Annotated in this window: 24 protein-coding genes and 1 pseudogene; 17 read left to right on the top strand and 8 right to left on the bottom strand. The window is 72.9% G+C overall.

The window, feature by feature from the left end:
* Positions 1 to 298 precede the first annotated feature (298 nt).
* The 4 genes from O1G21_RS09085 (at position 299) to O1G21_RS09070 (ending at position 5,350) form a co-directional block, all read left to right on the top strand.
* Positions 299 to 1,141, top strand: a complete 843-nt coding sequence (locus O1G21_RS09085; protein ID WP_270142345.1) for a nitrilase-related carbon-nitrogen hydrolase — start codon at positions 299 to 301, stop codon at positions 1,139 to 1,141.
* A gap of 10 nt (positions 1,142 to 1,151) precedes the next feature.
* A complete protein-coding gene (gene hydA, locus O1G21_RS09080; protein ID WP_270142343.1) occupies positions 1,152 to 2,582 on the top strand; it encodes a dihydropyrimidinase in 1,431 nt (476 codons plus the stop codon).
* Positions 2,583 to 2,733: 151 nt separating this feature from the next.
* On the top strand, positions 2,734 to 3,747 hold the full coding sequence (locus O1G21_RS09075) for a TIGR03842 family LLM class F420-dependent oxidoreductase (protein WP_270142341.1): 1,014 nt from the start codon (positions 2,734 to 2,736) through the stop codon (positions 3,745 to 3,747).
* Between the two features lie 28 nt (positions 3,748 to 3,775).
* Complete coding sequence (locus O1G21_RS09070) at positions 3,776 to 5,350, top strand: NCS1 family nucleobase:cation symporter-1 (RefSeq protein ID WP_270142340.1); 1,575 nt, start codon at positions 3,776 to 3,778, stop codon at positions 5,348 to 5,350.
* Here O1G21_RS09070 and O1G21_RS09065 read toward each other — a convergent pair.
* On the bottom strand, positions 5,286 to 5,588 hold the full coding sequence (locus tag O1G21_RS09065) for a hypothetical protein (RefSeq protein ID WP_405000610.1): 303 nt from the start codon (positions 5,586 to 5,588) through the stop codon (positions 5,286 to 5,288). The genes O1G21_RS09070 and O1G21_RS09065 overlap by 65 nt on opposite strands.
* A 156-nt stretch (positions 5,589 to 5,744) precedes the next feature.
* Here O1G21_RS09065 and O1G21_RS09060 point away from each other — a divergent pair, with 156 nt between their 5' ends.
* Positions 5,745 to 6,011, top strand: a complete 267-nt coding sequence (locus tag O1G21_RS09060; RefSeq protein ID WP_270142338.1) for a GlsB/YeaQ/YmgE family stress response membrane protein — start codon at positions 5,745 to 5,747, stop codon at positions 6,009 to 6,011.
* A 90-nt stretch (positions 6,012 to 6,101) separates the two neighbouring features.
* Here the strand turns inward: O1G21_RS09060 and O1G21_RS09055 are convergent, their stop codons facing one another.
* The 4 genes from O1G21_RS09055 to O1G21_RS09040 all read right to left on the bottom strand — a co-directional run bounded on the left by O1G21_RS09055 (position 6,102) and on the right by O1G21_RS09040 (position 9,382).
* Entirely contained in the window at positions 6,102 to 7,019 is a 918-nt protein-coding gene (locus tag O1G21_RS09055) for an ADP-ribosylglycohydrolase family protein (protein WP_270142336.1), read from the bottom strand.
* Positions 7,020 to 7,128: 109 nt separating this feature from the next.
* A complete protein-coding gene (locus O1G21_RS09050) occupies positions 7,129 to 7,716 on the bottom strand; it encodes a TetR family transcriptional regulator (protein WP_270142335.1) in 588 nt (195 codons plus the stop codon).
* Between the two features lie 67 nt (positions 7,717 to 7,783).
* On the bottom strand, positions 7,784 to 8,797 hold the full coding sequence (locus tag O1G21_RS09045) for an aldo/keto reductase (protein ID WP_270142333.1): 1,014 nt from the start codon (positions 8,795 to 8,797) through the stop codon (positions 7,784 to 7,786).
* 105 nt (positions 8,798 to 8,902) lie between these two features.
* The gene (locus O1G21_RS09040) at positions 8,903 to 9,382 is read right to left on the bottom strand and encodes a class I SAM-dependent methyltransferase (protein ID WP_270142331.1); all 480 of its coding nucleotides are present in this window, start codon (positions 9,380 to 9,382) and stop codon (positions 8,903 to 8,905) included.
* A gap of 228 nt (positions 9,383 to 9,610) precedes the next feature.
* Here O1G21_RS09040 and O1G21_RS09035 point away from each other — a divergent pair, with 228 nt between their 5' ends.
* From O1G21_RS09035 to paaE, 9 genes and pseudogenes are all read left to right on the top strand, one after another.
* Positions 9,611 to 10,450, top strand: coding sequence for a histidine kinase dimerization/phosphoacceptor domain-containing protein (locus O1G21_RS09035; protein ID WP_270142329.1), 840 nt, complete (start codon positions 9,611 to 9,613; stop codon positions 10,448 to 10,450).
* Entirely contained in the window at positions 10,396 to 10,959 is a 564-nt protein-coding gene (locus tag O1G21_RS09030) for a sensor histidine kinase (protein WP_270142327.1), read from the top strand. Before O1G21_RS09035 ends, O1G21_RS09030 begins: the two co-directional genes overlap by 55 nt.
* 9 nt (positions 10,960 to 10,968) lie before the next feature.
* Positions 10,969 to 11,616, top strand: a pseudogene (locus O1G21_RS09025) (response regulator).
* A 650-nt stretch (positions 11,617 to 12,266) separates the two neighbouring features.
* Positions 12,267 to 13,688, top strand: coding sequence for a M20 family metallopeptidase (locus O1G21_RS09020; RefSeq protein ID WP_270142325.1), 1,422 nt, complete (start codon positions 12,267 to 12,269; stop codon positions 13,686 to 13,688).
* 215 nt (positions 13,689 to 13,903) lie between these two features.
* Positions 13,904 to 14,899, top strand: a complete 996-nt coding sequence (paaA, locus tag O1G21_RS09015; protein ID WP_333493440.1) for a 1,2-phenylacetyl-CoA epoxidase subunit PaaA — start codon at positions 13,904 to 13,906, stop codon at positions 14,897 to 14,899.
* Positions 14,900 to 14,901: 2 nt separating this feature from the next.
* Positions 14,902 to 15,195: a 1,2-phenylacetyl-CoA epoxidase subunit PaaB gene (gene paaB / locus O1G21_RS09010; RefSeq protein WP_030234269.1), complete on the top strand. Its 294-nt coding sequence runs from the start codon at positions 14,902 to 14,904 to the stop codon at positions 15,193 to 15,195.
* Complete coding sequence (paaC, locus tag O1G21_RS09005) at positions 15,179 to 16,114, top strand: 1,2-phenylacetyl-CoA epoxidase subunit PaaC (RefSeq protein ID WP_405000609.1); 936 nt, start codon at positions 15,179 to 15,181, stop codon at positions 16,112 to 16,114. Before paaB ends, paaC begins: the two co-directional genes overlap by 17 nt.
* Complete coding sequence (gene paaD / locus O1G21_RS09000) at positions 16,111 to 16,668, top strand: 1,2-phenylacetyl-CoA epoxidase subunit PaaD (protein WP_270142318.1); 558 nt, start codon at positions 16,111 to 16,113, stop codon at positions 16,666 to 16,668. Before paaC ends, paaD begins: the two co-directional genes overlap by 4 nt.
* Positions 16,669 to 16,670: 2 nt before the next feature.
* Positions 16,671 to 17,861: a 1,2-phenylacetyl-CoA epoxidase subunit PaaE gene (gene paaE, locus O1G21_RS08995; RefSeq protein ID WP_405000608.1), complete on the top strand. Its 1,191-nt coding sequence runs from the start codon at positions 16,671 to 16,673 to the stop codon at positions 17,859 to 17,861.
* 11 nt (positions 17,862 to 17,872) lie between these two features.
* Here the strand turns inward: paaE and O1G21_RS08990 are convergent, their stop codons facing one another.
* Both O1G21_RS08990 and O1G21_RS08985 read right to left on the bottom strand, forming a co-directional pair.
* Positions 17,873 to 19,012: an NAD(P)-binding domain-containing protein gene (locus O1G21_RS08990; RefSeq protein WP_270142316.1), complete on the bottom strand. Its 1,140-nt coding sequence runs from the start codon at positions 19,010 to 19,012 to the stop codon at positions 17,873 to 17,875.
* Positions 19,013 to 19,150: 138 nt separating this feature from the next.
* Positions 19,151 to 19,522, bottom strand: a complete 372-nt coding sequence (locus tag O1G21_RS08985; protein ID WP_270142314.1) for a YbjQ family protein — start codon at positions 19,520 to 19,522, stop codon at positions 19,151 to 19,153.
* A 124-nt stretch (positions 19,523 to 19,646) separates the two neighbouring features.
* Between O1G21_RS08985 and O1G21_RS08980 the strand changes: the two genes are divergently transcribed.
* The 3 genes from O1G21_RS08980 to O1G21_RS08970 all read left to right on the top strand — a co-directional run bounded on the left by O1G21_RS08980 (position 19,647) and on the right by O1G21_RS08970 (position 22,017).
* Entirely contained in the window at positions 19,647 to 20,579 is a 933-nt protein-coding gene (locus O1G21_RS08980) for a hypothetical protein (protein ID WP_270142313.1), read from the top strand.
* A 79-nt stretch (positions 20,580 to 20,658) separates the two neighbouring features.
* Complete coding sequence (locus O1G21_RS08975) at positions 20,659 to 21,189, top strand: hypothetical protein (RefSeq protein WP_270142312.1); 531 nt, start codon at positions 20,659 to 20,661, stop codon at positions 21,187 to 21,189.
* A gap of 81 nt (positions 21,190 to 21,270) precedes the next feature.
* On the top strand, positions 21,271 to 22,017 hold the full coding sequence (locus tag O1G21_RS08970; protein ID WP_405000607.1) for an aminoacyl-tRNA hydrolase: 747 nt from the start codon (positions 21,271 to 21,273) through the stop codon (positions 22,015 to 22,017).
* A gap of 121 nt (positions 22,018 to 22,138) precedes the next feature.
* Here the strand turns inward: O1G21_RS08970 and O1G21_RS08965 are convergent, their stop codons facing one another.
* Positions 22,139 to 22,885 (bottom strand): hypothetical protein, encoded by a 747-nt coding sequence (locus tag O1G21_RS08965; protein ID WP_270142310.1) that lies wholly within the window; start codon positions 22,883 to 22,885, stop codon positions 22,139 to 22,141.
* Positions 22,886 to 22,905 lie beyond the last annotated feature (20 nt).

Genomic DNA, 22,905 nt, shown 5'->3' with positions numbered 1-22,905 from the left:
CGGTGACCGCTTTCACTCGAATGAGTAAGGAGCTCACCTCCGGGGTAGATGAGCGTTTCATCCCACTCAGGACTGATCGCGTGTCCGCGTAACAAGATCGCCCCAGACGCGTTACCGCCAACGTATTGTCAGGCCACCGAGGCCCGGCCTACCGTCTACAGATCGCTTTCTACGCACGTAGACCCATCACGTAGACCCCCTGCGGTTCCGCGAGCGGACCCGCAGGGTGAGACCGCCCCGTCAACCCTCAGACCGCGGGCCCGACCGCACGGCCGGCCGCGGAGTTGCGGAGGTACCCATGTCGCAGATCGTCCGTGCCGCGCTCGTCCAGACCCGCTGGACCGGCGACCAGGAGAGCATGATCGCGCTCCACGAGCGGTACGCCCGCGAGGCCGCCGCCCAGGGCGCGAAGATCATCGGCTTCCAGGAGGTCTTCAACTCCCCGTACTTCTGTCAGGTCCAGGAGCCCGAGCACTACCGCTGGGCCGAGGCCGTCCCGGACGGCCCGACCGTGCGCCGGATGCGGGACCTCGCCCGTGAACTCGGTCTGGTGATCGTCGTACCGGTCTACGAGGAGGAGCAGACCGGGGTGTACTACAACACCGCCGCGGTGATCGACGCGGACGGCAGCTACCTCGGCAAGTACCGCAAGCACCACATCCCGCAGGTCAAGGGCTTCTGGGAGAAGTACTACTTCAAGCCCGGCAACCTCGGCTGGCCGGTCTTCGACACCGCCGTCGGCAAGGTCGGCGTCTACATCTGCTACGACCGGCACTTCCCCGAGGGCTGGCGCGCGCTGGGCCTGGCCGGTGCGCAGATCGTCTACAACCCCTCCGCCACCAGCCGGGGCCTGTCCGCCTACCTGTGGCAGCTCGAACAGCCCGCCGCCGCCGTCGCCAACGAGTACTTCGTCGCGGCCATCAACCGGGTCGGCACCGAGGAGTACGGCGACAACGACTTCTACGGCACCTCCTACTTCGTCGACCCGCGCGGCCAGTTCGTCGGCGACGTCGCCTCCGACAAGGAGGAGGAACTCGTCGTCCGCGACCTCGACCTCGGCCTGATCGAACAGGTCCGCCAGCAGTGGGCGTTCTACCGCGACCGCCGGCCCGACGCCTACGGACCGCTCGCCGAGGCCTGAGGAGACCGCGATGACCACCCGCGACCCGCAGCAGCGCACCGTCGTCCGCGGCGGCCTCGTCATCACCGCCACCGACGAACTCCACGCCGACGTCCTGATCGAGGGCGAGCGCGTCGCCGCCCTGGCCGCCACCGGCAGCGCCGCCGCCGAGGCCTGGACCGCCGACACCGTCATCGACGCCACCGGCCACTACGTCATCCCGGGCGGCGTCGACGCCCACACCCACATGGAGCTGCCGTTCGGCGGCACCGCGGCCTCCGACACCTTCGAGACCGGCACCCGCGCCGCCGCCTGGGGCGGCACCACCACCATCGTCGACTTCGCCGTACAGCCCGTCGGCGGCGCGCTGCGCGAAGGCCTGGACGCCTGGCACGCCAAGGCCGAGGGCAACTGCGCCATCGACTACGCCTTCCACACCATCGTCTCGGACGTCAACGACGCCGTCCTCAAGGAGATGGACGCGCTGGTCGATTCCGGCGAGTCCACCTCCTTCAAGCTCTTCATGGCCTACCCCGGCGTCTTCTACAGCGACGACGGCCGCATCCTGCGTGCCATGCAGCGCGGGGCGGCGAACGGCGGGCTGATCATGATGCACGCCGAGAACGGCATCGCCATCGACGTGCTGGTCGAACAGGCCCTCGCCGCCGGGCACACCGCCCCGCGCTTCCACGGCGAGGTCCGGCGCGAACTGCTCGAGGCCGAGGCCACCCACCGGGCCATCAAGCTCGCCGAGGTGGCCGGCAGCCCGCTCTACGTCGTGCACGTCTCCGCCGCCTCCGCGCTGGACGAACTCGCCCGCGCCCGCGACACCGGGCTCAACGTCTTCGGCGAGACCTGCCCGCAGTACCTCTTCCTCTCCACCGACAACCTCGCCGAGGAGGGGGCGGACGGCTTCGAGGGCGCCAAGTACGTGTGCAGCACGCCGCTGCGACCGCGTGAACACCAGGCGGCGCTCTGGCGGGGGCTGCGCACCAACGACCTCCAGGTGGTGTCCACCGACCACTGCCCGTTCTGCTACGTCGGGCAGAAGGAACTCGGCCGCGGCGACTTCTCGAAGATCCCCAACGGCCTCCCGGGCGTGGAGAACCGGATGGACCTGCTGCACCAGGCGGTGGTGGACGGGCACATCAGCCGGCGCCGCTGGGTCGAGATCGCCTGCACCACCCCGGCTCGGATGTTCGGGCTGCACCCGCGCAAGGGCACCATCGCGCCGGGCGCGGACGCCGACCTGGTCGTCTACGACCCCACCGCGGTGCAGACCGTCTCCGCCGCCACCCACCACATGAACGTGGACTACTCGGCCTACGAGGGCCGCAGACTCGCCGGCCGGGCCCGGACGGTGCTCTCGCGCGGCACCGTGGTGCTGGACGACGGCCACTGGCTCGGCCGGGCCGGGCACGGCACCTTCCTGCGCCGCGACACCTGCCAGTACCTGACCTGATCCCTCCGCCTGATCCCCGTTCCCCTCTCCTTTTCCGCTCTCCTTTCCCCCTTTCCTTCTCTCCCTCTCTCCTTCTCTCCTTCTCTCCTTCGAACCCGCCGTCGCCCGGTCGGTGATCGGGCGGCGGCCCACCCCCTCCCCGGAGTCACCCATGGACATCGGCCTCGTCCTGCAGACCGACCCGCCCGCCCGCCTGCTCATCGACCGGATGATCCGCGCCGAGCAGGCCGGGTTCAGCCACGGCTGGACGTTCGACTCCTGCGTGCTGTGGCAGGAGCCCTTCGTCATCTACAGCCGCATCCTCGCCGAGACCGAGCGCCTGACCGTCGGCCCGATGGTCACCAACCCCTCCACCCGCACCTGGGAGGTCACCGCCTCCCTGTTCGCCACGCTCAACGACATGTACGGCAACCGCACGATCTGCGGCATCGGCCGCGGTGACTCCGCCATGAGGGTCGCCGGACGCCGACCCGCCACCCTCGACCGGCTCTCCCAAGCCATGCACACCATCAAGGAGTTGGCCGAGGGACGTACCGTCGAGGTGGACGGCACCGAGATGCACCTGCCGTGGGTCGGCCCCGGCGCCGCGCTGCCGGTCTGGATGGGTGCGTACGGCCCCAAGGCGCTAGCACTGACCGGGCGTCAGGCGGACGGGTTCATCCTGCAGTTGGCCGACCCGTACCTCACCGAATACATGATCAAGGCGGTCCGAACGGCGGCCGCCGAGGCGGGCCGGGACCCGGCCTCGGTCACCATCTGCGTGGCCGCGCCCGCGTACGTCACCGCCGACGACTCGCCCGCCGCGCTCGCCCACGCCCGGGAGCAGTGCCGCTGGTTCGGTGGAATGGTCGGCAACCACGTCGCGGACCTGGTCAGCCACTACGGCGAGCACTCCGGCCTGGTGCCCGACGCCCTCACCGACTACATCAAGAACCGCGAGGGCTACGACTACAGCCACCACGGCCGGGCCGGGAACCCCGACACGGCCTTCGTCCCGGACGAGATCGTCGACCGCTTCTGCCTGATCGGTCCGGTGGAGGCCCAGCGTGCCCGGCTCGCCGAACTCCGCTCGCTCGGCGTCGACCAGTTCGCCGTCTACGCCATGCACGACGCGGTCGAAGCCACCATCGACGCGTACGGAACGGACGTCATCCCCCAGCTCTGATCACCACTGCGGCAGACGGGAGTTGCCCATGGCCGACACCGCGACCGGCGGCGGAAGACAGCGGCAGCACCCCGACGGCCGGGTCGAACTCGACCCGGCCGAGGGGGAGTTGCCTCCCAATGGCTTCACCAGCGACGACCTCCGGCCGGTCCCGGTGCGGCGGCGCACCTGGACCACCTACAACTTCCTCGCGCTCTGGGTCGGCATGGCCCACAACATCCCGTCCTGGACACTGGCTTCGGGCCTGGTCGCGATCGGGATGGACTGGAAGCAGGCGGTGCTGACCATCGCCCTCGCCAACCTGATCGTGCTCGTTCCGATGCTCCTCACCGGGCACGCCGGCACCAAGTACGGCATTCCGTTCCCGGTCTTCGCCCGGGCCTCGTTCGGCCTGCGCGGCGCCAATCTGCCCGCGCTCATCCGGGCGGCGGTGGCCTGCGCGTGGTTCGGCATCCAGACCTGGATCGGGGGCGAGGGGATCTTCCTGCTGGCGGGCAAGCTGTTCGGCGAATCCTGGCGCACGGCAACGGAGTTCGGCGGTTACCCGTGGACGCAGTGGGCCTCCTTCCTGCTGTTCTGGCTGGTCGAGATGGCCATCATCGCCCGGGGGATGGAGGCGCTGCGGCGCTTCGAGAACTGGGCGGCGCCGTTCGTCATCGTCGGCGCGCTCGCCCTGTTGGTGTGGATCGGGGTCAAGGCGGGCGGGCTGGGACCCCTGCTCGACCAGCCGTCCAAACTGGGCTGGGGCGGCGGGTTCTGGAAGGTCTTCTTCCCGTCGCTGATGGGGATGATCGGGTTCTGGTCCACGCTGTCGCTCAACATCCCCGACTTCACCCGCTTCGGCGGCAGCCAGCGGGCCCAGATCCGCGGCCAGGCGCTCGGCCTGCCGACGACGATGACGCTCTTCGCGCTGCTTTCGGTGCTGGTCACCTCCGGTTCGGAGGCGGTGTACGGCGAGCCGGTGTGGGACCCGATCAAGCTCGCCGCGAAGATGGAGAGCCCGGTCGCCATCCTGTTCGCGCTGCTGGTCGTCCTGGTCGCGACGCTGTCGGTGAACATCGCCGCCAACGTCGTCTCGCCGGCCTACGACCTGACCAACCTGGTGCCCCGGTTCGTCAACTTCCGTACCGGGGCGCTGATCACGGGCGTGGTCGGGATCGCGATCTTCCCGTGGAAGCTGACCGCCGACCCGCACGTCTACATCTACGTCTGGCTGGGCGTGGTCGGCGGCCTGCTCGGCACGGTCGCCGGGGTGCTGATCGCGGACTACTGGGTGCTGCGCCGCACCCGCCTCCGACTCGCCGACCTCTACCGGCCGTCCGGCTCCTACTGGTACGCGGCCGGCTGGAACTGGCGCGCGGTCGTCGCCCTACTGATCGGCGGCCTGCTGGCGGTCGGCGGCTCGTACTCCAGCCTCGACGAGCACGGCACCAAACAGGGCCCCTTCCCGGTGGACGGCCTGATCCCCTTCCTCAAACCACTCGCCGACTACGGCTGGGCCATCGGCTTCGCCTCGGCCTCGGTGGTGTACCTGGCACTCAGCGGGCTGGTGCCTGGCCGAGGGAGTTCAGCGAACAGATTTCAGATGACGGATGACAGATGATGAAATCTGTCATCCGTTCCCGGTCATCTGTTCGCTGTTGCCTCCACGGCGGTCCGCTGTCGGCCCGCAGCAGCCGTCGGCCCTCGGCGGAGGCGAGTTCGGCGCGCGGGTCGACCGGCAGCGGGCGGAACTCCAGTCCGGCGGCCCGTACGGACTCGGCGAGCGTGGTGTGGGTGGCGCCGGCCACGTGATGTCCGGCCGCCCGCAGGCGGAGGCCGAGTCCGGTGAAGGGGGCCACGTCGCCCCGGGAGCCGACGGTGGCGATCGGGGTTCCGGATGGCCGGATCGCGACGCTCGGGGAGTCTGGTCGGAACCGGGCCGGTGGGAGGCGGCGTCCTTCGGGGCAGGCGCGCGGGACGGGGCCGTCGCGCCATGGACCGGAGGGATGGGTCGGATGAGCATCATCGCGTGGATCGTGCTGGGCCTGGTGGCCGGGGCCCTGGCCAAGCTGCTGTTGCCGGGGCGGGACCCGGGCGGGCTGATCGTGACGACCCTGATCGGGATCGCCGGCTCCTTCGTCGGCGGCTGGATCGCGTCGCACTTCCTGCACCGGTCGATCACGGCGCGCTTCTTCGACGGGCCGACCTGGGTGTCCGCGATCGGCGGGGCGCTGGTGCTGCTGATCGCGTACCGGCTGCTGTTCGGCAACTCGCGCCGCTGACAGGGGCGTTCGGAGCGGTTCGACGGGCCGGCCCCCGCTCCACGGGCCGGCCCCGGGGGAGAGGGGGTGCCGGCCCGTCGAGCGCGCCGGCTAGCGGGCCGTCGTCGCCTCGGCGATCCAGCCGGGCAACTCCTCGCAGGCGGCGAGCCAGCGGGCCGGGACGTCGCTGAGCCCGGTGCGGCCGGCGACGACGCCGGCGGCGATGGCGCAGGTGGTGTCCATGTCGCCCCAGCCCGCCAGGGTGTGCCATAGCGCTTCGGGCAGTGAGTCCAGGTGCCCGGCGGCGGACCAGAGGGCGAACGGGACGGTGTCCGGGGCGGAGATCATCAGCCCCGAGCCGAGCACGCCGGCGGCGTGCCGGACGCTGGTGTGTTCCGGGAACCGGGCGGCGATCCGCAGGCCGGAGCGGACGTCGCTGTCCGGCAGGCGGTCGGCGACCTCGGTGAGCAACTCGGCCCGGCCGGGCGGACGCAGGCCCCGGCTCCGGACGGCGAGCGCCGTGGCGAGCGCGACCGCCACCGCCCCGGCCACCGCCTCCGGGTGGAAGTGGGTGGTGAGCGCCTGGAGTTCGGCCTGCCGGGCCACCTCGTCCAGGTCCTCGGCGAACCAGGCACCCAGCGGGGCGACCCGCATCGCGGCGCCGTTCCCGTACGAGCCCTGGCCCTCGAACTGGCCCGAGGTGATGGCGCGCCAGTCCCCGCCGGAGCCGATCCCGCGCAGCACCCGGTGCATCGACGGGCCGTACTTGCGCTGGTACTCGCGGGCGTACTCGGCCGCGAACTCCCCGGCCAGCGCGTCCTGCCGGACCTCGCCGTGGACGGTGAGGTGGCGGACCAGGACGAGGGCCATCGCGGTGTCGTCCGTCCAGTGCCAGGGCGCCGGGCGGACCGCTCGGGCGGCCAGGTCGGCGGGTGCCTCGTCCGCCGGGACGGAGAACCACCGGTCGCCGAAGGCGTCGCCGAGCGCGAGCCCCCGCAGGCTGTCCAGGGCCGGGACGGCCGTACGCATGTCATCCTCCAAGTGAGATCAACTGGGTGCGACAGTCTGCCGGAGACGCCGAGGCGCCGGCGACCGGATTTCGCTCCGGTCGCCGGCGCCCCGACGTGACGGCCGCCGGCTACTTGGCCTTCAGGCCGCCGAGAACGAGCTTCCAGACGGCCTTGAAGCGCTCGTCCGCGGTCGGCTCGGACCAGGTGGCCGCGAACACCGGGTCGTGGAAGGGCGCGGTGGCGTCGAAGACCGCGCGCGCGGTGCTGAGGATGTGCGCGGGCTTGAACTCCTTGCGCTCCACGCCGTCCTGGAAGATCTCGGCGAGCTGCTTGACCAGGGTCTCGATGTGCGCGTCGACGACGGCGCTGTTCTCCTCGGCCAGCACCAGGTAGGTCGCGAACAGCTCCGGGTCGTCCAGCGCCTTCTTCCGCTTGGCCGCGAACAGCGTGCTCAGCCAGTGCTGGAGGCGTTCGGAAGCGGTGCCGGAGTCCTCCGAGATGGCCTTCAGCTCGAAGTGCGCCTGGTCGAGCCAGCGCTGGGTGACCGCCTCGCGCAGGGCCGCCTTGCTGGGGAAGTGGCGGTAGACGCTGCTGTGGCTGACGCCGAGTTCCCGGGCGACGTCCACGACGGTGGCCTTGGCCGGGCCGAACCGCCGGAGGACTTCCTCCGCCGCGATCAGGATCTGCTCGGCGGTGAGTGCGGTGTCCGTGGTCACGGGGGCCGTCCTTAGGGTCGTGCGGTCGGGGTGCTGCGGAGGGTTTCCGCTGGTCAGCGTGGCTCGGTCAGCGCTCGCTGTCCAGGCGCGCCATCTGGTCGGCAGCGTACCGGTCGCCGGCGGCGGCTCCGGCGGGGACGGCGGCCTCGATGGCGGCGAGGTCGGCCGGGGTCAGCGTGACGTCCAGCGAGCCGAGGGCCTCGGCCAGCCGGTCCCGGCGGCGGGCTCCGACCAGCGGGACGACGTCCTCACCGCGCGAGGCCACCCAGGCGATGGCGACCTGGGCGACGCTCGCCCGCTTGTCGTCGGCGACCGCGCGCAGCGCCTCGACCAGCGCGAGGTTGTGGGCCAGGTTGTCGCCCTGGAAGCGCGGGCTGTGGCCGCGGAAGTCGGTGCCGGCGAGCGAGCGGTCCGGGTTCCAGTGGCCGCTGAGCAGGCCGCGGGAGAGCACGCCGTACGCGGTGATGCCGATGCCGAGTTCGCGGGCGGCGGGCAGGACGGCGGACTCGATCGAGCGGGAGAGCAGCGAGTACTCGATCTGCAGGTCGCTGATCGGGTGCACGGCGGCGGCGCGGCGCAGGGTGTCGGCGCCGACCTCGGAGAGGCCGATGTGGCGGACGTAGCCGGCCTTCACCAGGTCGGCGATGGCGCCGACGGTCTCCTCGATCGGGACGTCCGGGTCGAGACGGGCCGGGCGGTAGACGTCGATGTGGTCGGTGCGCAGGCGGCGCAGGGTGTAGGCGAGCGCGGTCTTGGTGGCGGCCGGGCGGGCGTCGTAGCCGAGCCACTGGCCGTCCGGGCCGCGTTGGGCGCCGAACTTCACGCTGATCTGCACGCCGTCGCGGTCGCGGCCGCGCAGGGCCTCGTGGATCAGCAGTTCGTTGTGGCCCATGCCGTAGAAGTCGCCGGTGTCGAGGAGGGTGACCCCGGCGTCCAGCGCGGCGTGGATGGTGGCGATGCTCTCGGCCTCGTCGGCGGGGCCGTAGAGGTCGGACATGCCCATGCAGCCGAGGCCGAGGGCGGAGGTGACGGGGCCGGAGGTGCCGAGGCGGCGCTGGGCGGGGCGGGAGGTCGAGGTCATGAGGGCTCCAGGGCGTGCGGTGCCGGGTGGGCGAAGGGCGGTGTGACCCGGGTCTCACTATGGCATGACAGCGAACAGATTTCAAAATCTGTTCGCTGTCTTTTGTCATTTGTTCGCCCCGGACACGATCACGTCGTAGCGCTCGCCGCCGCTCCCTCCGGTCTGGATCGTGGCGTCGGCCGCCTCCGGCAGCTCCTCCACCCGGCATGCCGACAGCCGCAGTTCCACCCCCGGCCGGCGGGCGGCCAGGACCAGGTCCTCCCGCAGCCGGTCGGCGAACCGCGGGTTCGCCTCGACCACGTGCAGCCAGTTGCCCGGGCGCAGCACCCGGGCCAGCCGGCGGGTCACCACGCCCGTTCCGGCCCCGACCTCCAGTACCGAGATCGGCCGGTTCGGGCGACTGGTGGCCGGTACCACCAGCGCGTCGACCAGGTCCGGGCCGCTCGGCGCCAGCGCGCCGGTGTCGTGGAAGGTACGCAGCGCCTCGGCGAGGAACAGCAGGCGGTCGCCGCCGTGCGGTGAGGGGTCTGAACTGCGGTGCTGTGGAGGGGAGTCGATCCTGGGGCTGAGCTGTCCGGTCGTCATGTCGCCGACGCTAGGGAGGCCGCCGCGGCCGCGGATCGGCCGGTGAGCGGCGCCCACCCCCGACGAAAGTAGAGGGTGCGGCTGTCCGGGAGAAGGGGGCACCGGGCCGACGCCCGCCCGTAGCATCGAGCGAGCGGACGCGAACCGACGCGAACGTGCGCCAACTGACGCCAACTGACGCCAGCGGACGGGGCGGACTGGTTGGACGGGGCGGATGGGAGGAGCCCGATGCGCACAGGTCTGCTCGGCTGGTACGGCCCGGACCAGCGGCCCTGGGTCGGCAGCCTGCTGCTGTTCGGCATCCTCGCCCTCACCGCTGAGGAGGGCCTCTTCCAGTGGCTGCACGCCGACGGCCCGCTGTGCCTGCCCCGGACCGTGGTGGCCACGCTGGCCGCGCTCTCGCTCCTGTTCGCCCGTTGCCACCCGGCCGTCTCGGCCGTCCTGCCGGTGCTCACCAGCAGCCTCTTCAACCGGGCCTTTCCCGGCCTGTTCAGCGTCTTCCACCTCGCCTCCCTCGGCCGGACCGGTCCAGCGGTGACCGGAGCTGCGGTCATCGTGCTGGTCAGTGCGGCCCGGGCCGACTCGTTGGCCGACTGGGCAGGCACCACAGGCTCCCAACTACTGCTCCAGGTAGCTGTGTTGTCTTTCGGACTGTGGCTGCACAGCCGCCGGGTGATGATCCGCACCCTGCGCGAGCGGGTCGAAATCCCGCGCCGGGAGCGGGAGTTGCGGGCCGAACAGGCCCGATCGGCCGAACGCGCCCGGATCGCCCGGGAGATGCACGACGTGCTGGCCCACCGACTGAGCCTGCTGGTGCTGCACGCCGGAGTGCTGCGCGACCAGGCCAGGGCCGGTACCGTCGCCGCGGATCCGGACCGGCTCACCCACCGGCTCGAACTGCTGCGCACCACCGCCGCCCGCTCGACGACCTGCGCGACGTCCTGGGCGCCCTGCGCGCCGACCCACCGGGGTCGACAGCCGCCGAGGCCGACCCGCCCGTACCCGCCGGGGCCGTGCGCGTTCCGGCGCCTGCCCTGCGCGACCTCACCGACCTGGTCGGAGAGGTGAATCAGGCCGGGCAGTGGGTCCAACTCGTCCTCTCCGGCGACCCGGCGGCCGTGCCCACCACCCACCGGCTCGCGGTGCACCGGGTCGTTCAGGAGGCGCTGACCAATGCCCGCAAGCACGCGCACGCCGCACCCGTCGTCGTCCGGGTCGGCTACGGCACGCCGGCGACCACCGTTGAGGTCCGCAACGGTCCGGGCGAGGCCGCGTCGAACGGGCCGGGCGTCGGCGGCGGGTACGGGCTGGTGGGGCTCGGCGAACGGGTCGGCGCGCCGGGCGGCCACCTGGACGCGGGGCCGGACGGCGCCGGCGGCTTCCGGCTCTCCGCCCGGCTGCCCGTGCCGGACCGGCGGCCGCAGGCGGCTCCGGATCCCTCCCCGCCCCTTGTGCCTGCGCGGGTGGACGGTTCGAACCCGCGGCCCCGGCGGTCGCGGCCGGAGTCCCCGGGCTCGAAGCCCCCGCCCCCGCCGCCGCACGTGCCCCCGCACCCGCAGCCGAAGGACCACGGATGATCCGCACGATTGGTGGTCGACGACGACGCACTGGTGCGCCTCGGCCTGGTCGACCTCCTCGCCCAGGGCCCCGCGCTGACCGTGGTCGCCGAGTCCGCCGACGGACTGCAGGCGGTCGAGCTCGCCCGAGGCCGCCGGATCGACGTCGCGCTGATGGACATCCGGATGCCCCGGCTCGATGGGATCGCCGCCACCCGGCGGCTGCGTCAACTCCCGGACCCACCACGGATCATCGCGCTCACCACCTTCGACCTGGACGAGTACGTGTACCAAGCGCTCGCCGCCGGGACGGACGGTTTCCTGCTCAAGGACACCCCGCCCGCCGAGATCGCCCGCGCCGTGCACGTGGTCGCCGCCGGGTAGGGGATGCTGCACCCCGCGGCCGCGCGACGGCTGATCGACCGGTACCACCGGGTCGGGGCGCCCCGGGCCGTCGCCGCCCGAGGCCGGGTCGCCGGGCTCACCCCGCGCGAGACCGACGTGCTGCGCGAACTCGCCGACGGGCTGTCCAACGCGGAGATCGCGGGCGTGCTGGGGATGCGGGAGAGCACCGTCAAGGCGCACGTCAGTCGGATCCTGACTGCACTCGGCGTGGCCAACCGGGTTCAGGCCGCGCTGCTCGCGCGCGATGCGGGGCTGGTCGGGGACGGCGCCTGAGGGCGGGGGCTCGTGAGGGCAGGACGGGGCGCAGCGTCGGACGGCGTTCACGCGGATGCTTCCCGGGCGTCGGTTCGGGCCGCGTCGCGGGCTTCCCTGAGCCGTCGCGTGCCTCCGGTTCGTACCGCCCGCTGAGCCGATGTCACCCATCCGGCGTGGAAATGCCGTGCCTTGCCGGTTTGCGCTGCCGAACCCGGGCGGCGGGTCCATGGTGGAGATGGGCGTGATCCGGCGACCGCGCCCGCGCGCCGATCCGGGCCCGCTGCGCCGAGCGCCCGCCGCTTCCTCCGACGGGTGCCCGAGGTCGGGGCCCGTACCGGCACGTTGGGAACAGGGCCACCTCGCAGGAAACCGGACGGTTCTTCTAGGCTCACATCTCGGCTTCCCTGCGGCGGTCCGGCCACTGCGCCCGCCGCGAGGAAGCCGCCGTGCACGGGGCTCCGGGCGGACCGGGGCACCGGATCGAGCGAGGAGGACGCAATGTCAAGCACGCCGCCCAGCCGTTCCACCGCACTTGGGCCAGACGGACCGGTCCGACGGGGCGTCCAACCTCCCGGCCGAGCGGTGCGGCCCGGCCGGGCCTGGTACCCGGGCGGGAGCGGTCGGCCGGTCCGGCCGCTGAATACCGGCTACGGCCGCGGAGGCGAGCGTTGAGTCCCCAGGTCGTCGGGCCGCCGGCCGCGCAGGGTGCCGCCGCCGAACCCGACCGCGCACCCGTGGCCGTTCCGGCCGCCGCCGGCGGCGAAGCCCTGGCCCCCGCGGCCGGCTCCACTGCCGGTCATGCCAATTCCAGTACCACCGCTGCTGCGGGCGCCCTTACCTCCGGCAACACTGCCTCCGGAACCATCGCCTCCGCCAGCGCCGCCTCTGCCAGCACCGCCGCCTCCGGAACCACCGCGGCCCTGCCCGGACTGCCGCAGGCGCTCAGTGCCCGGGCCCGCACCCTCGCGGGTGCCGTCCGGCGGCGCTGCGCGGACCTCGCCCGGATCGAGTCACCGAGTGGAGACGCGCCACGACTCGACGCGCTCGCCGAGGAGTTGGCCGCCGGGTTCCGCGCCACCGGGGCCACCGCACGCCGCGAGCCCGGGCCGGCCGGCGACCACCTCGTGATCGAGTGGGAGGGCCGGGACGAGACCCTGCCGCACCTGCTGATCGTCGGCCACCACGACACCGTCTGGCCGGTCGGCACCCTGGCGGACTGGCCGGTGGCCGAGCAGGACGGTCGGCTCACCGGGCCCGGCGTGGTCGACATGAAGGGCGGACTGGCCGTCCTGGAGGGCGCGTTGGCGCTGCTCGCGGACCTGGGGGAGCGACCGCACCGCACCGTGCGGCTGGTCGTGGTGTCCGACGAGGAGGTCGGCAGTCCGGACGGGCGGCGCCTGGTCGAACGCCAACTACGCGGCGCGGCAGCTGTTCTGGGGCTGGAGCCGCCGCACCCGGACGGGCGGCTGAAGACCGCGCGGCGAGGCAGCACCCGGGTGCGCCTCACCGTCACCGGGCGGGAAGCGCACGCGGGCAACGACGCCCACGACGGGGTGTCGGCGGTGGACGAGCTCGTCGATCAGCTCGTGCTCGTCCGCGGCCTCGCGGGCCAGCCCGGAACCGAGCTCAACGCCGGTCGGATCAGCGGGGGTTCGCGGGCCAACGTGGTGGCCGGACGGGCCGAGGCCGAGCTCGGCCTGCGGTTCTCCACCGCCGAGGCGCAGCGCCGCACGCTCGACAACCTCGCCCGGCTGACCGCGCTGCGGCCGGGTGCGCGGGTGCGCACCGAGGTGCTGTCCAGTCGGCCGGCCTGGCCCGAGCGGACCGGCAACCCGCTGCTCAGGCACGTGCGTTCGCTCGCCGCTGTGCTCGGGCAGCAGCTGGACGGTGCCCCGGCGGGAGGGGCCGGGGACACCAATCTGCCCGGCTCGCGCGGACTGCCGACGCTGGATGGCTTCGGCGCGGTGGGTGCCGGTGCGCACGCCCGGCACGAATACATCCGGCTGGACCAGCTAGCGCCGCGGATCGCCCTGCTGGCGGCGCTGCTCGCCGTTCCGCTGCCCCGGCTGCGGAACCGCGGGGAGGGGTGAGCCGAGGAAAGCTGACGGAAGACGGCTGACAGAAGACAGTTAACAGATGACAGCTGACAGATTTCAGATTCTGTCAGCTGTCATCCGTTTTCCATTCCCTTCCCTTGCCATCCCTCCGCCCCGCCGCGCACAATGGTACCGACCGAACGGTCAGTCGGTTGGCGCCCGGGTGCCAGCGCAGGGAGCCCGAGCAGGGAACACGAGAGGGGACCGTGGTGACAGCAGAGGTGGCCGAGGCGGTCCCGGCGCAGACGCCGGAGGACCGGTTCGACGCGGTGATCGCCGCCGAGCAGCGGATCGAGCCCAGAGACTGGATGCCGGACGCCTACCGGGCCACCCTGATCCGGCAGATCGCCCAGCACGCCCACTCCGAGATCATCGGCATGCAGCCCGAGGGCAACTGGCTCACCCGGGCCCCCTCGCTGCGCCGCAAGGCCATCCTGCTGGCCAAGGCCCAGGACGAGGCGGGCCACGGCCTCTACCTCTACGCCGCAGCCGAGACCCTCGGCGTCGACCGCGCCGAACTCACCGAGAAGCTGATCAGCGGCCGCCAGAAGTACTCCTCGATCTTCAACTACCCCACCCTCACCTTCGCCGACGTCGGCGTGATCGGCTGGCTGGTGGACGGCGCCGCGATCTGCAACCAGGTCCCGCTCTGCCGCTGCAGCTACGGTCCGTACGCCCGCGCGATGGTGCGGATCTGCAAGGAGGAGTCCTTCCACCAGCGCCAGGGCTACGAGCTCCTCATGACGCTGATGCGCGGCACCGACGCCCAGCGCCGGATGGTCCAGGACGCGGTCGACCGCTGGTGGTGGCCGTCGCTGATGATGTTCGGTCCCTCGGACGCCGAGTCGCCGAACACCGCCCGCTCGATGGCCTGGCGGATCAAGCGCCACACCAACGACGAGCTCCGTCAGCGCTTCGTCGACATGACCGTTCCGCAGGCCGAGCACCTGGGCGTCACCCTCCCGGACCCCGAGCTGCGCTGGAACGAGGGGCGCGGCGGCTGGGACTTCGGTGAGCCGGACTGGTCCGAACTGACCAGGGTCATCCACGGCCAGGGCCCGTGCAACGCCCAGCGGGTCGACCGCCGCCGGGCCGCCCACGAGGACGGCGCCTGGGTGCGCGAGGCGGCCGTCGCGTACGCGGCCAAGCGCGCCGCCGAACAAGCCGCACCCGCCGAGCGGCACACCCCCGAACAGGAGAACTGAACGTGACCGAGTCCAAGGCCGGCTGGCCGCTGTACGAGGTGTTCGTCCGCCCCCGACGCGGCCTGAACCACGTCCACGTCGGCTCGCTGCACGCCTCCGACGACCGGATGGCGCTGCTCGCCGCCCGTGACCTGTACACCCGTCGCAACGAGGGCGTCAGCCTCTGGGTGGTCCGCTCGGACGCGATCACCGCCTCCACCCCGGACGAGCGCGACCCGTTCTTCGAGCCCAGCGGTGACAAGGTCTACCGCCACCCGACCTTCTACGACATCCCCGAGGATGTCCCGCACATCTGACGGGGGAGCCACCGTGCACGACCACACCACGTCCACCACCGAGGACGACCACGTCTACCTCAGCCTCGCCGGAGCCACCCCCGGCCCCGAGGGCGAGGGCCGCTGGGCGTACGGGACTGGCTTCGCCGACCCGCTGCTCGGCGTGGACACCGCCCTGCCCGCCGGCCTGGCCGGCGCCGATCTCGCCGCCTACTGCCAGATGCTCGGCGACGACGCCCTGGTGCTCGCCCAGCGGCTGATCGAGTGGTGCACCCGGGCGCCCGAGCTGGAGGAGGAGGTCGCGCTCGCCAACCTCGGCCTCGACCTGCTCGGCCAGGCCCGTCTGCTGCTCACCCGGGCCGGCCAGGCGGACGGCTCCGGCCGCACCGAGGACGACCTGGCGTACTGGCGGGAGGAGTACGAGTTCCGCAACGTCCGCCTGGTGGAGACTCCGAACGGCGACTTCGCGTACTCGATCGCCCGGCTGCTGTTGTTCTCCACCGCCCGCGGCGCGCTGTACGAGGCGCTGGCCGCGCACCCCGACCCGGTGCTGGCCGCGGTCGCCGCCCGGGGCGTCAAGGAGCTGGCGTACCACCGCGAGTACGCCAGCGCCTGGACGCTGCGGCTCGGCGACGGCACGTCGTACTCGGCGGAGCGGATGCAGGCGGGGCTGGACGCGGTCTGGCCGCTGCTGGAGGAGCTGTTCACCGCGCACCCGGTGGAGCTGCGGGTGGGTGTCGACCCGGCGGAGCTGCGCGAACCGGTGCTGCGCGAGCTCGCGGCCGTGATCGCCGAGGCCGGGCTGACCGTGCCGGACGTGCCGCCGCTGGCCACCGTGCTGGGCCGGGCCGGCCGGGACGGGGTGCACACCGAGGCGCTCGGCCCGCTGCTCGCCGAGCTGCAGGTGGTGGCCCGCGCACACCCGGGGGCGACGTGGTGACCGGCACCACGGGGACCGTCGGCAGCGTCGGCACCGTGCGCGACCTGGCCTGGTCGGTCGCCGCAGCCGTGCCGGACCCGGAGCTGCCCATGCTCACCCTGGCCGACCTGGGCGTGCTGGCCGAGGTCGAGGTGGACGGCGCCAGCGGCACGGTGACCGCCTGGCTGACCCCGACCTACTCGGGCTGCCCTGCCGTCGCCGAGATGGCCGCCGACGTCGACCGCCGGCTGCGCGCCGCCGGGTACCCGGACGTCCGGGTGCGGCTGCGGCTGGACCCGCCGTGGTCCACCGACCTGATCACCGCCGAGGGCCGCCGCAAGCTCGCCGAGGCGGGCATCGCCCCGCCGCGTCCGACCTCGGCCGTCGCGTCCGCGCCCGGGCCGGTTCCGCTCGCCCTCGGCCCCACCCGCACGGGAGCCGCGACCCCCGTGCCCTGCCCGCACTGCGGCGGCAACGACACGGAGGAGCTGTCCCGCTTCGGCTCCACCGCCTGCAAGGCGCTCTGGCGCTGCCGCGCCTGCCGCGAGCCGTTCGAACGCGTCAAGGAGATCTGAGAATGCCCGCCGCCTCGCCCGCCTCCGCCTCGCCCGCCGCTTCCACGGCCTCCACGGACTCCACGGACTCCACGGTCTCCACAGCCGCCATGGAGGCTGTCCGCCCGGCCCGCCGTCCGAGCTTCCACCGGCTGCGGATCGACCGGGTGGAGCGGCTCTGCGAGGACGCCGTGGCGGTGACCTTCGCGGTGCCGGACGACTTGGTGGCCGCGTACGCGTTCCGGCCCGGGCAGACCCTGACCCTGCGCAAGGTGGTGGACGGCGCCGACGAGCGCCGCTCGTACTCGATCTGCGCCCCCGTCGGCGGGCCGCTGCGGATCGCCGTCCGCGAGGTGCCCGGCGGACTGTTCTCGCGCTGGCTGGTGCGCGAGGCCCGGCCCGGCGAGGAGGTCGAGGTGCTGACCCCGTCCGGCCTGTTCACCCCCGAACTCGGCGTCCCCGCCGACCACGTGCTGCTCGCGGCCGGCTCCGGCATCACCCCGATGCTGTCGATCGCCGCCTCGGTACTGGCCGCCGACCGTCGCTCCACCGTCACCCTGCTCTACGGCAACCGGCGCAGCGACACCGTGATGTTCGCGGACGAGCTGGCCGACCTGAAGGACCGCTACCTCGGCCGCTTCCAGCTGGTGCACGTGCTCTCCCGGGAGACCAGGGACGCCGAACTGCTCAGCGGACGGCTGGATCCGGAGCGGGTCCGGGCGCTGCTGGCGGCGCTGGTGGACGTCGGCGGTGTCGGGCACTGGTGGCTGTGCGGTCCGTTCGGCATGGTCGCCGGGGCGAAGGAACTGCTCGCCGAACTGGAGGTGCCGGGCGAGCGGGTGCACCAGGAGCTGTTCCACGCCGAGGACGAGCCGCTCGCCGAGCGCGACGAGGACTGGGACCGCGCGGACGGCGACGCCGAGGGCGCGCCCGGCGAGCGCAGCGAGGTCACCGTCGTCCTCGACGGACGCGGCAGCACCCTCACCCTTCCGCGAGACCGCTCGATCCTGGACGGCGCCCAGCGCTCCCGCCCCGACCTGCCGTTCGCCTGCAAGGGCGGGGTCTGCGGCACCTGCCGGGCCCTGGTCACCGAGGGCGAGGTGGAGATGCGCCGCAACTTCGCGCTGGAGGAGAAGGAGCTGGCGGCCGGCTACGTCCTCACCTGCCAGGCCCGCCCGCTCACCGACCGGGTCACGGTCGACTACGACCGCTGATCCGCGGTGGTTCAGCCGGCGACGGGGACCTGCGTGCGCTCGTCCGGGGTCCCCGTCGTCGTCTCCTTCGCCGTCCCCTCCGTCGTCAGCTTCGCCGGGTCGCCGAGCAGCCTGACCAGGTCGTTGACGGCGGCGCGGCCGGCCCGGTTGGCGCCGATGGTGCTGGCGGACGGGCCGTAGCCGACCAGGTGGACGCGCGGGTCGGCGGTGGCGCGGGTGCCGGTGAGCGCGATGCCGCCGCCGGGGGAGCGCAGGCCGAGCGGGGCGAGGTGGCCGACCTCGGGGCGGAAACCGGTCGCCCAGACGATCGCGTCCACCGCCGTTTCCTGCGTGCCCCAGGCCACTCCGTGCTCGGTGAGCCGGTCGAACATCGGTCGGCGGTGCAGCGCCCCCAGCTCCTGCGCGCGGCGGTAGGCGACGGAGGGGCCGAGTCCGGTCACGCTCACCACGCTGCGCACCGGCAGCCCCTGACGGACCCGCTCCTCGACCTTGGCGACCACCGCGCGACCGTACTCGGGGGTGAACGGGCCCTCGTGGTAGACCGGTTCGGAGCGCGTGACCCAGACCGTCTCGCCCACCGCCGCCACCTCCGACAGCACCTGGATCGCCGAGGCGCCGCCGCCCACCACCAGGACGCGCTTGCCCGCGAACTCCTCGGGGCCGCGGTACTCGGCGTAGTGCAGCTGACGGCCCGCGAAGTGGCCAGGGTAGTGCGGGAGGAAGGGGCGGGTCCAGGTACCGGTGGCGTTGATCAGTGCCCGGGTCGACCAGGTGCCGTGGTCGGTCTCGACCAGCAGCCGGGAGTCGGGGCGCTCGGACTCGGCGCGCACGGCCCGAACCGCGACCGGGCGCACGACTGGGAGCGCGTGCCGGGCCTCGTACGCCGTGAAGTACCCCGGCACCACCTCGCGCGCGCGGGCCTCGGGGTCGGGCGCCGGGAGCTCGGCGTCCGGGAGGTCGTGGAAGCCGTGCACGGTGGCCATCCGCAGCGACGGCGAGCGGTGCGCCCAGGCGCCGCCGGGGGTGGGGTTGGCGTCGAGGACGACGAAGCCGCCGTCGGCTCCCTCCCGGTAGGGGGCGAAACCGCGGCGGCGGAGGTGGTAGGCGGCGGACAGTCCCGCCTGCCCGGCGCCCACCACCAGGACGTCCACGAGCCGCTGTCGGGCCTCGTTGGTTGCACCCGCGCTCGTTGCACCCTCGTTCGTTGCACTGTAAACAGTCACGCCGGTGAAACATCGGGGGCCGGGTGGCTGTTCCCGTGACGGCCGGGCTCCGGCGGGGGAGCGGCCTCAGCCGATCGGGGAGATCACCGCGGCGGTGCCGTACGCGCAGACCTCGGTGCCGACGTCCGCCGCCTCGGTCACGTCGAAGCGCATCATCAGGACCGCGTTCCCGCCGCGCGCCTTGGTCTGCTCGATCAGCCGCTGCATCGCCTCGTTGCGGCTCTCCACCAGGGTCTTCGTCAGACCCCGCAGCTCGCCGCCGATCAGTGACTTCAGCCCGGCGCCGATCTGGCTGCCGATGTGCCGGCTGCGCACCGTGAGTCCGAACACCTCGCCGATCATGTGGTCGACCCGGAAGCCGGGGATGTCATTGGTGGTCACGACCAGGACGTCGGCGTTCGGGCCCTGCCCGCCGCCGTACTCGTTGATGTCAGCCATGCGGTCCATCCTGCCGGTGCCGTGCGTCCGAGTGACAGAGGCGCGGCGGGGCGCTGGCCGAGATGGTCTCCGGAAGCTGGTTCAGACCGGTGATCGGGCGGCGGAAAAGCCGTACCGTAGCCCCATGGGCGAGCGAAGCGATCATCCGCAGGGGCCGGGCGCGGCGGAGTACTCCGGCGCGCCGGAGATCGAGGCGACGGTGGTGCTGGGCCTGCGTATCACCGACTGGCCGGCGCTGCGCGCGGCCGCGATCAGGGCCGTCGAGGAACTGGACTTCGAGGGCATCGACCCGGCCGGCCAGCGCCGCGCACTGCTGCGCGAGGTCGCCGAGGACGCCAACGCGGCGCTCGGCGCGCTGCTGCACCCGGACCGGCTGGTGGCCGCGATCCCCGGAGTCGAGGCGCTCGGCGGCACGCTGGAGATCAGCGTCACCGAGGACTTCACACCGGACTTCGCCGAGCTGTTCCCGCTGGACGGCGAGGACGAGGACGGCGGCGGCGCGGGCGCGGACTGGACCCTCACCCCGCGCACCGCCTGCCTGCTGCACGCCCAGCTGCTCGGCCTGGCCGACGCCGCCTACGACGACCTCGACGAGCACGGCGACGACCCGGTCGTCGACGGAGAGGACGTGGACTGGACGGTCTTCGCCCGGCTGCCCCAGCGCACCTGGCGGCTCCAGCGGAGCTGGCGACGCGCGATGGCCCGCGCCTTCGACGACCTGGCCGACGACCTCGCCCTCGGCGAATGGCCGCTGCCGCGCTGCCTGGCCGAGGAGCTCGCGCTGCGGATGGCGCTGGTGGACGCCCGGGCGCTGCTCGGCTCCCAGCCCGAATCGGTGGCCGACATGATGGGCGACCTGCCGGCCGACCTGTACGACTACGACTGGGACGGTTGCCACGACGAGCTGTTCGGCGTGTACGGGCCGGACGACGGGGACCCGGAGCTCGGCGCGGAGCAGCGCACCGAACTGCTGCTGGCGGCGACGCATCCGGAGGGGTGGTTCCTGATGTACGAGGACGCGGAGGAGCGGGACCCGCAGCGCGGGTACCGGCGCTGAGCGGGCGTCGGATCGGGTCGGGTCGGTGGCGCGGCTCGCCGCTCGGGCGGGACGGTGAGTGGGCGGCTAGGCTGCGGGCATGTCCGATGTGTCTGGTATGAGAGGTGTGCCCTCGGGGGAGTCGCCCTCGGGGGAGTCGGCGCCGGAGGGCTCGGTGCCGGAGGAGTCGGCGCTGAGTCGGATCGCGCTCGGGCTGGACGGGGTGCGGGCGGCGCAGCGCGGGCGGACCGCCGAGGCGCGGGCCAGCTTCGAGGCCCTGTGGGAGGAACTGGGGGAGCGGGACGTCTTCCACCGCTGCGTCCTGGCGCACTATCTGGCCGATCTGCAGGACGACCCCGGGGCGGAGCTGGAGTGGGACCGGCGGGCCCTCGCGGCGGCCGACTCGCTGACCGCCGAGCGCGCCGCCACGTACGAGTCAGCCCTCCAGGTGCGGGCCTTCTATCCCTCGCTGCACCTCAACCTGGCCTCCGACCACCTCAAGCTCGGTGAGCCCGACCTCGCGCGCGAGCAGCTCGAGCGCGCGGTGCGGAGTCTGGACGCGCTGCCGGAGGATGCGTACGGCGCGGGGATCCGGACGGCGGTGGACGAACTGCGGCAGCGGCTGCGCTGAGCCCAAGCGGCCTCGCTGAGCCCGGCTGTCGGGCCAGGGGGCAGAACATGGGGGTGGACTGCGGGCTGGCATGCTGGACGGGTGACTTCTCCGTTCGATGCCCCGGCCCTCGTTGCCACCCCCGATGACGTCTCCGACGTCGCTGACGTTTCCGACCCTGCGGAACGCGATGCGCTGCCCCAGTACGTGCTGCCGCTGGTCGTCCGGCTGGAGCGGGCCACGCCGCCGGGGCGGACGGATGCGCTGGAGACCTCGGCGCGGGCGGTGCTGACGCTGCTCGCCGATCCCCGGGTGACCGAGGTGGACGGCGAGTGGGCCGCGCGGGTCGCGGCCTGGGAGGACGCCCGGATCCGCAAGGTGGTCCGGCGGGCCCGGGGCGGGGAGTGGCGCCGGGCGCAGGAGCTGCCGGGCATCACGGTGCGAGGGCAGGAGGCGGAGGTGCGGGTGTTCCCGCCGATCCCGCTGGACGGCTGGCCGAAGGAACTCGCCAAACTGCAGGTCTCCGGGACGGACCTGGAGGAGGCCGCCGAGGTCGGTGCGCCCGATCCGGAGCTGCCGGTGTTGTGGCTCAACCCGGAGCTGGAGATGAGCGCGGGCAAGACGATGGCCCAGACCGGGCACGCGGCGCAGCTCGCTTGGTGGCGGCTGGACGCGGCGCAGCGCAAGGAGTGGGCGGAGTCGGGCTTCGCGCTCGCGGTCCGCACGGCTGCGCCGCAGGCGTGGGAGGAACTGGTCCGCAGCGGGCTGCCGGTGGTCCAGGACGCGGGCTTCACGGAGATCGCGCCGGGTAGCTGCACGGTGATCGCGGAGCACCCGGCGCTGCGGTGACGGCGAACAGATCACAGCGAACAGATGACAGATTTCGAAATCTGTCATCTGTCATCTGTTCGCTGTCTGCGCCCGCTTGTCCGTTGCCCCTGTTCCCCGTTCCCCGTTGCGCGGTCGCCCGCTACTCGCCCGAGGCCTGGTAGCGCCGCATCGCCCGGAGGCCGCCGTACGCCGCTGCCGTCGTCCAGAGTGCCATGATCAGCAGCCCGGTCCAGTGGCCGTAGTGGATGCCGGGTTCGGTGTGGGTGCGCATCGCGTAGAGGCCGGCCCGGTCGGGCAGGAACTGGCCGACCTCACGCACGCCGGGGATCGCGGCCAGCCAGGTGGTGCCGAGGAAGACCATCGGGGTGAGCAGGCCGAGCGCCGCGCTGAAGTTGCCCAGCATCGCGGTCAGTCCGAGGCAGATCAGCACCATCATCGGGTGGTAGAGCACCCCGGCGAGGAAGCTGCGGGCCAGTCCGGGGGTGGAGAGGTCCAGGCCTGCGGTGGCGTCGACGGCGAGGAAGCAGCCCGCCGTGGAGGCCAGCCCCACCAGCAGGCCCAGTCCGGCACCGAGCGCGATCTTGGCGGCGTACAGCCGGCCGCGCCGGGGGACGGCGGTGAGTGACGTGCCGATCATGCGGGTGTTGAACTCCTGCCCCATCAGCAGGATTCCGAGGCAGGCCACGGCCACGTGGCCGAACAGCAGGCCGTAGAAGATCCCGGCGGCCGGGTCATCGCCGGGGGCGTGGTCCTTCGTCGAGTAGGCGGCGTTGACGGCCGTGGTCACCCCGACGGTGATGACCACGGCGGTCAGCGGTGCCGCCCACTGCGAGGGCAGGGTGGTGAACTTGATCCGTTCGGCGCGCAGGGCGTTGCCGAGGCTCATCCTCATCTCTCCTTCGCTCA

The organism is Kitasatospora cathayae (assembly GCF_027627435.1).
GTDB lineage: Bacteria > Actinomycetota > Actinomycetes > Streptomycetales > Streptomycetaceae > Kitasatospora > Kitasatospora cathayae.
Note: the sequence above shows the minus strand (reverse complement) of the source record. Positions and strands in the feature narration are given on the sequence as shown.

Coding starts and splice junctions, on each gene's coding strand:
- paaC (WP_405000609.1), top strand. CDS start 15,179: ATGTCCCGCACATCTGACGGGGGAGCCACCGTGCACGACCACACCACG.
- O1G21_RS08985 (WP_270142314.1), bottom strand. CDS start 19,522: ATGGCTGACATCAACGAGTACGGCGGCGGGCAGGGCCCGAACGCCGAC.
- O1G21_RS08965 (WP_270142310.1), bottom strand. CDS start 22,885: ATGAGCCTCGGCAACGCCCTGCGCGCCGAACGGATCAAGTTCACCACC.
- O1G21_RS09060 (WP_270142338.1), top strand. CDS start 5,745: ATGAGCATCATCGCGTGGATCGTGCTGGGCCTGGTGGCCGGGGCCCTG.
- O1G21_RS09055 (WP_270142336.1), bottom strand. CDS start 7,019: ATGCGTACGGCCGTCCCGGCCCTGGACAGCCTGCGGGGGCTCGCGCTC.
- hydA (WP_270142343.1), top strand. CDS start 1,152: ATGACCACCCGCGACCCGCAGCAGCGCACCGTCGTCCGCGGCGGCCTC.
- O1G21_RS09045 (WP_270142333.1), bottom strand. CDS start 8,797: ATGACCTCGACCTCCCGCCCCGCCCAGCGCCGCCTCGGCACCTCCGGC.
- O1G21_RS09075 (WP_270142341.1), top strand. CDS start 2,734: ATGGACATCGGCCTCGTCCTGCAGACCGACCCGCCCGCCCGCCTGCTC.
- O1G21_RS08980 (WP_270142313.1), top strand. CDS start 19,647: ATGGGCGAGCGAAGCGATCATCCGCAGGGGCCGGGCGCGGCGGAGTAC.
- O1G21_RS09085 (WP_270142345.1), top strand. CDS start 299: ATGTCGCAGATCGTCCGTGCCGCGCTCGTCCAGACCCGCTGGACCGGC.
- O1G21_RS09040 (WP_270142331.1), bottom strand. CDS start 9,382: ATGACGACCGGACAGCTCAGCCCCAGGATCGACTCCCCTCCACAGCAC.
- O1G21_RS09070 (WP_270142340.1), top strand. CDS start 3,776: ATGGCCGACACCGCGACCGGCGGCGGAAGACAGCGGCAGCACCCCGAC.
- O1G21_RS09035 (WP_270142329.1), top strand. CDS start 9,611: ATGCGCACAGGTCTGCTCGGCTGGTACGGCCCGGACCAGCGGCCCTGG.
- paaE (WP_405000608.1), top strand. CDS start 16,671: ATGCCCGCCGCCTCGCCCGCCTCCGCCTCGCCCGCCGCTTCCACGGCC.
- O1G21_RS08975 (WP_270142312.1), top strand. CDS start 20,659: ATGTCCGATGTGTCTGGTATGAGAGGTGTGCCCTCGGGGGAGTCGCCC.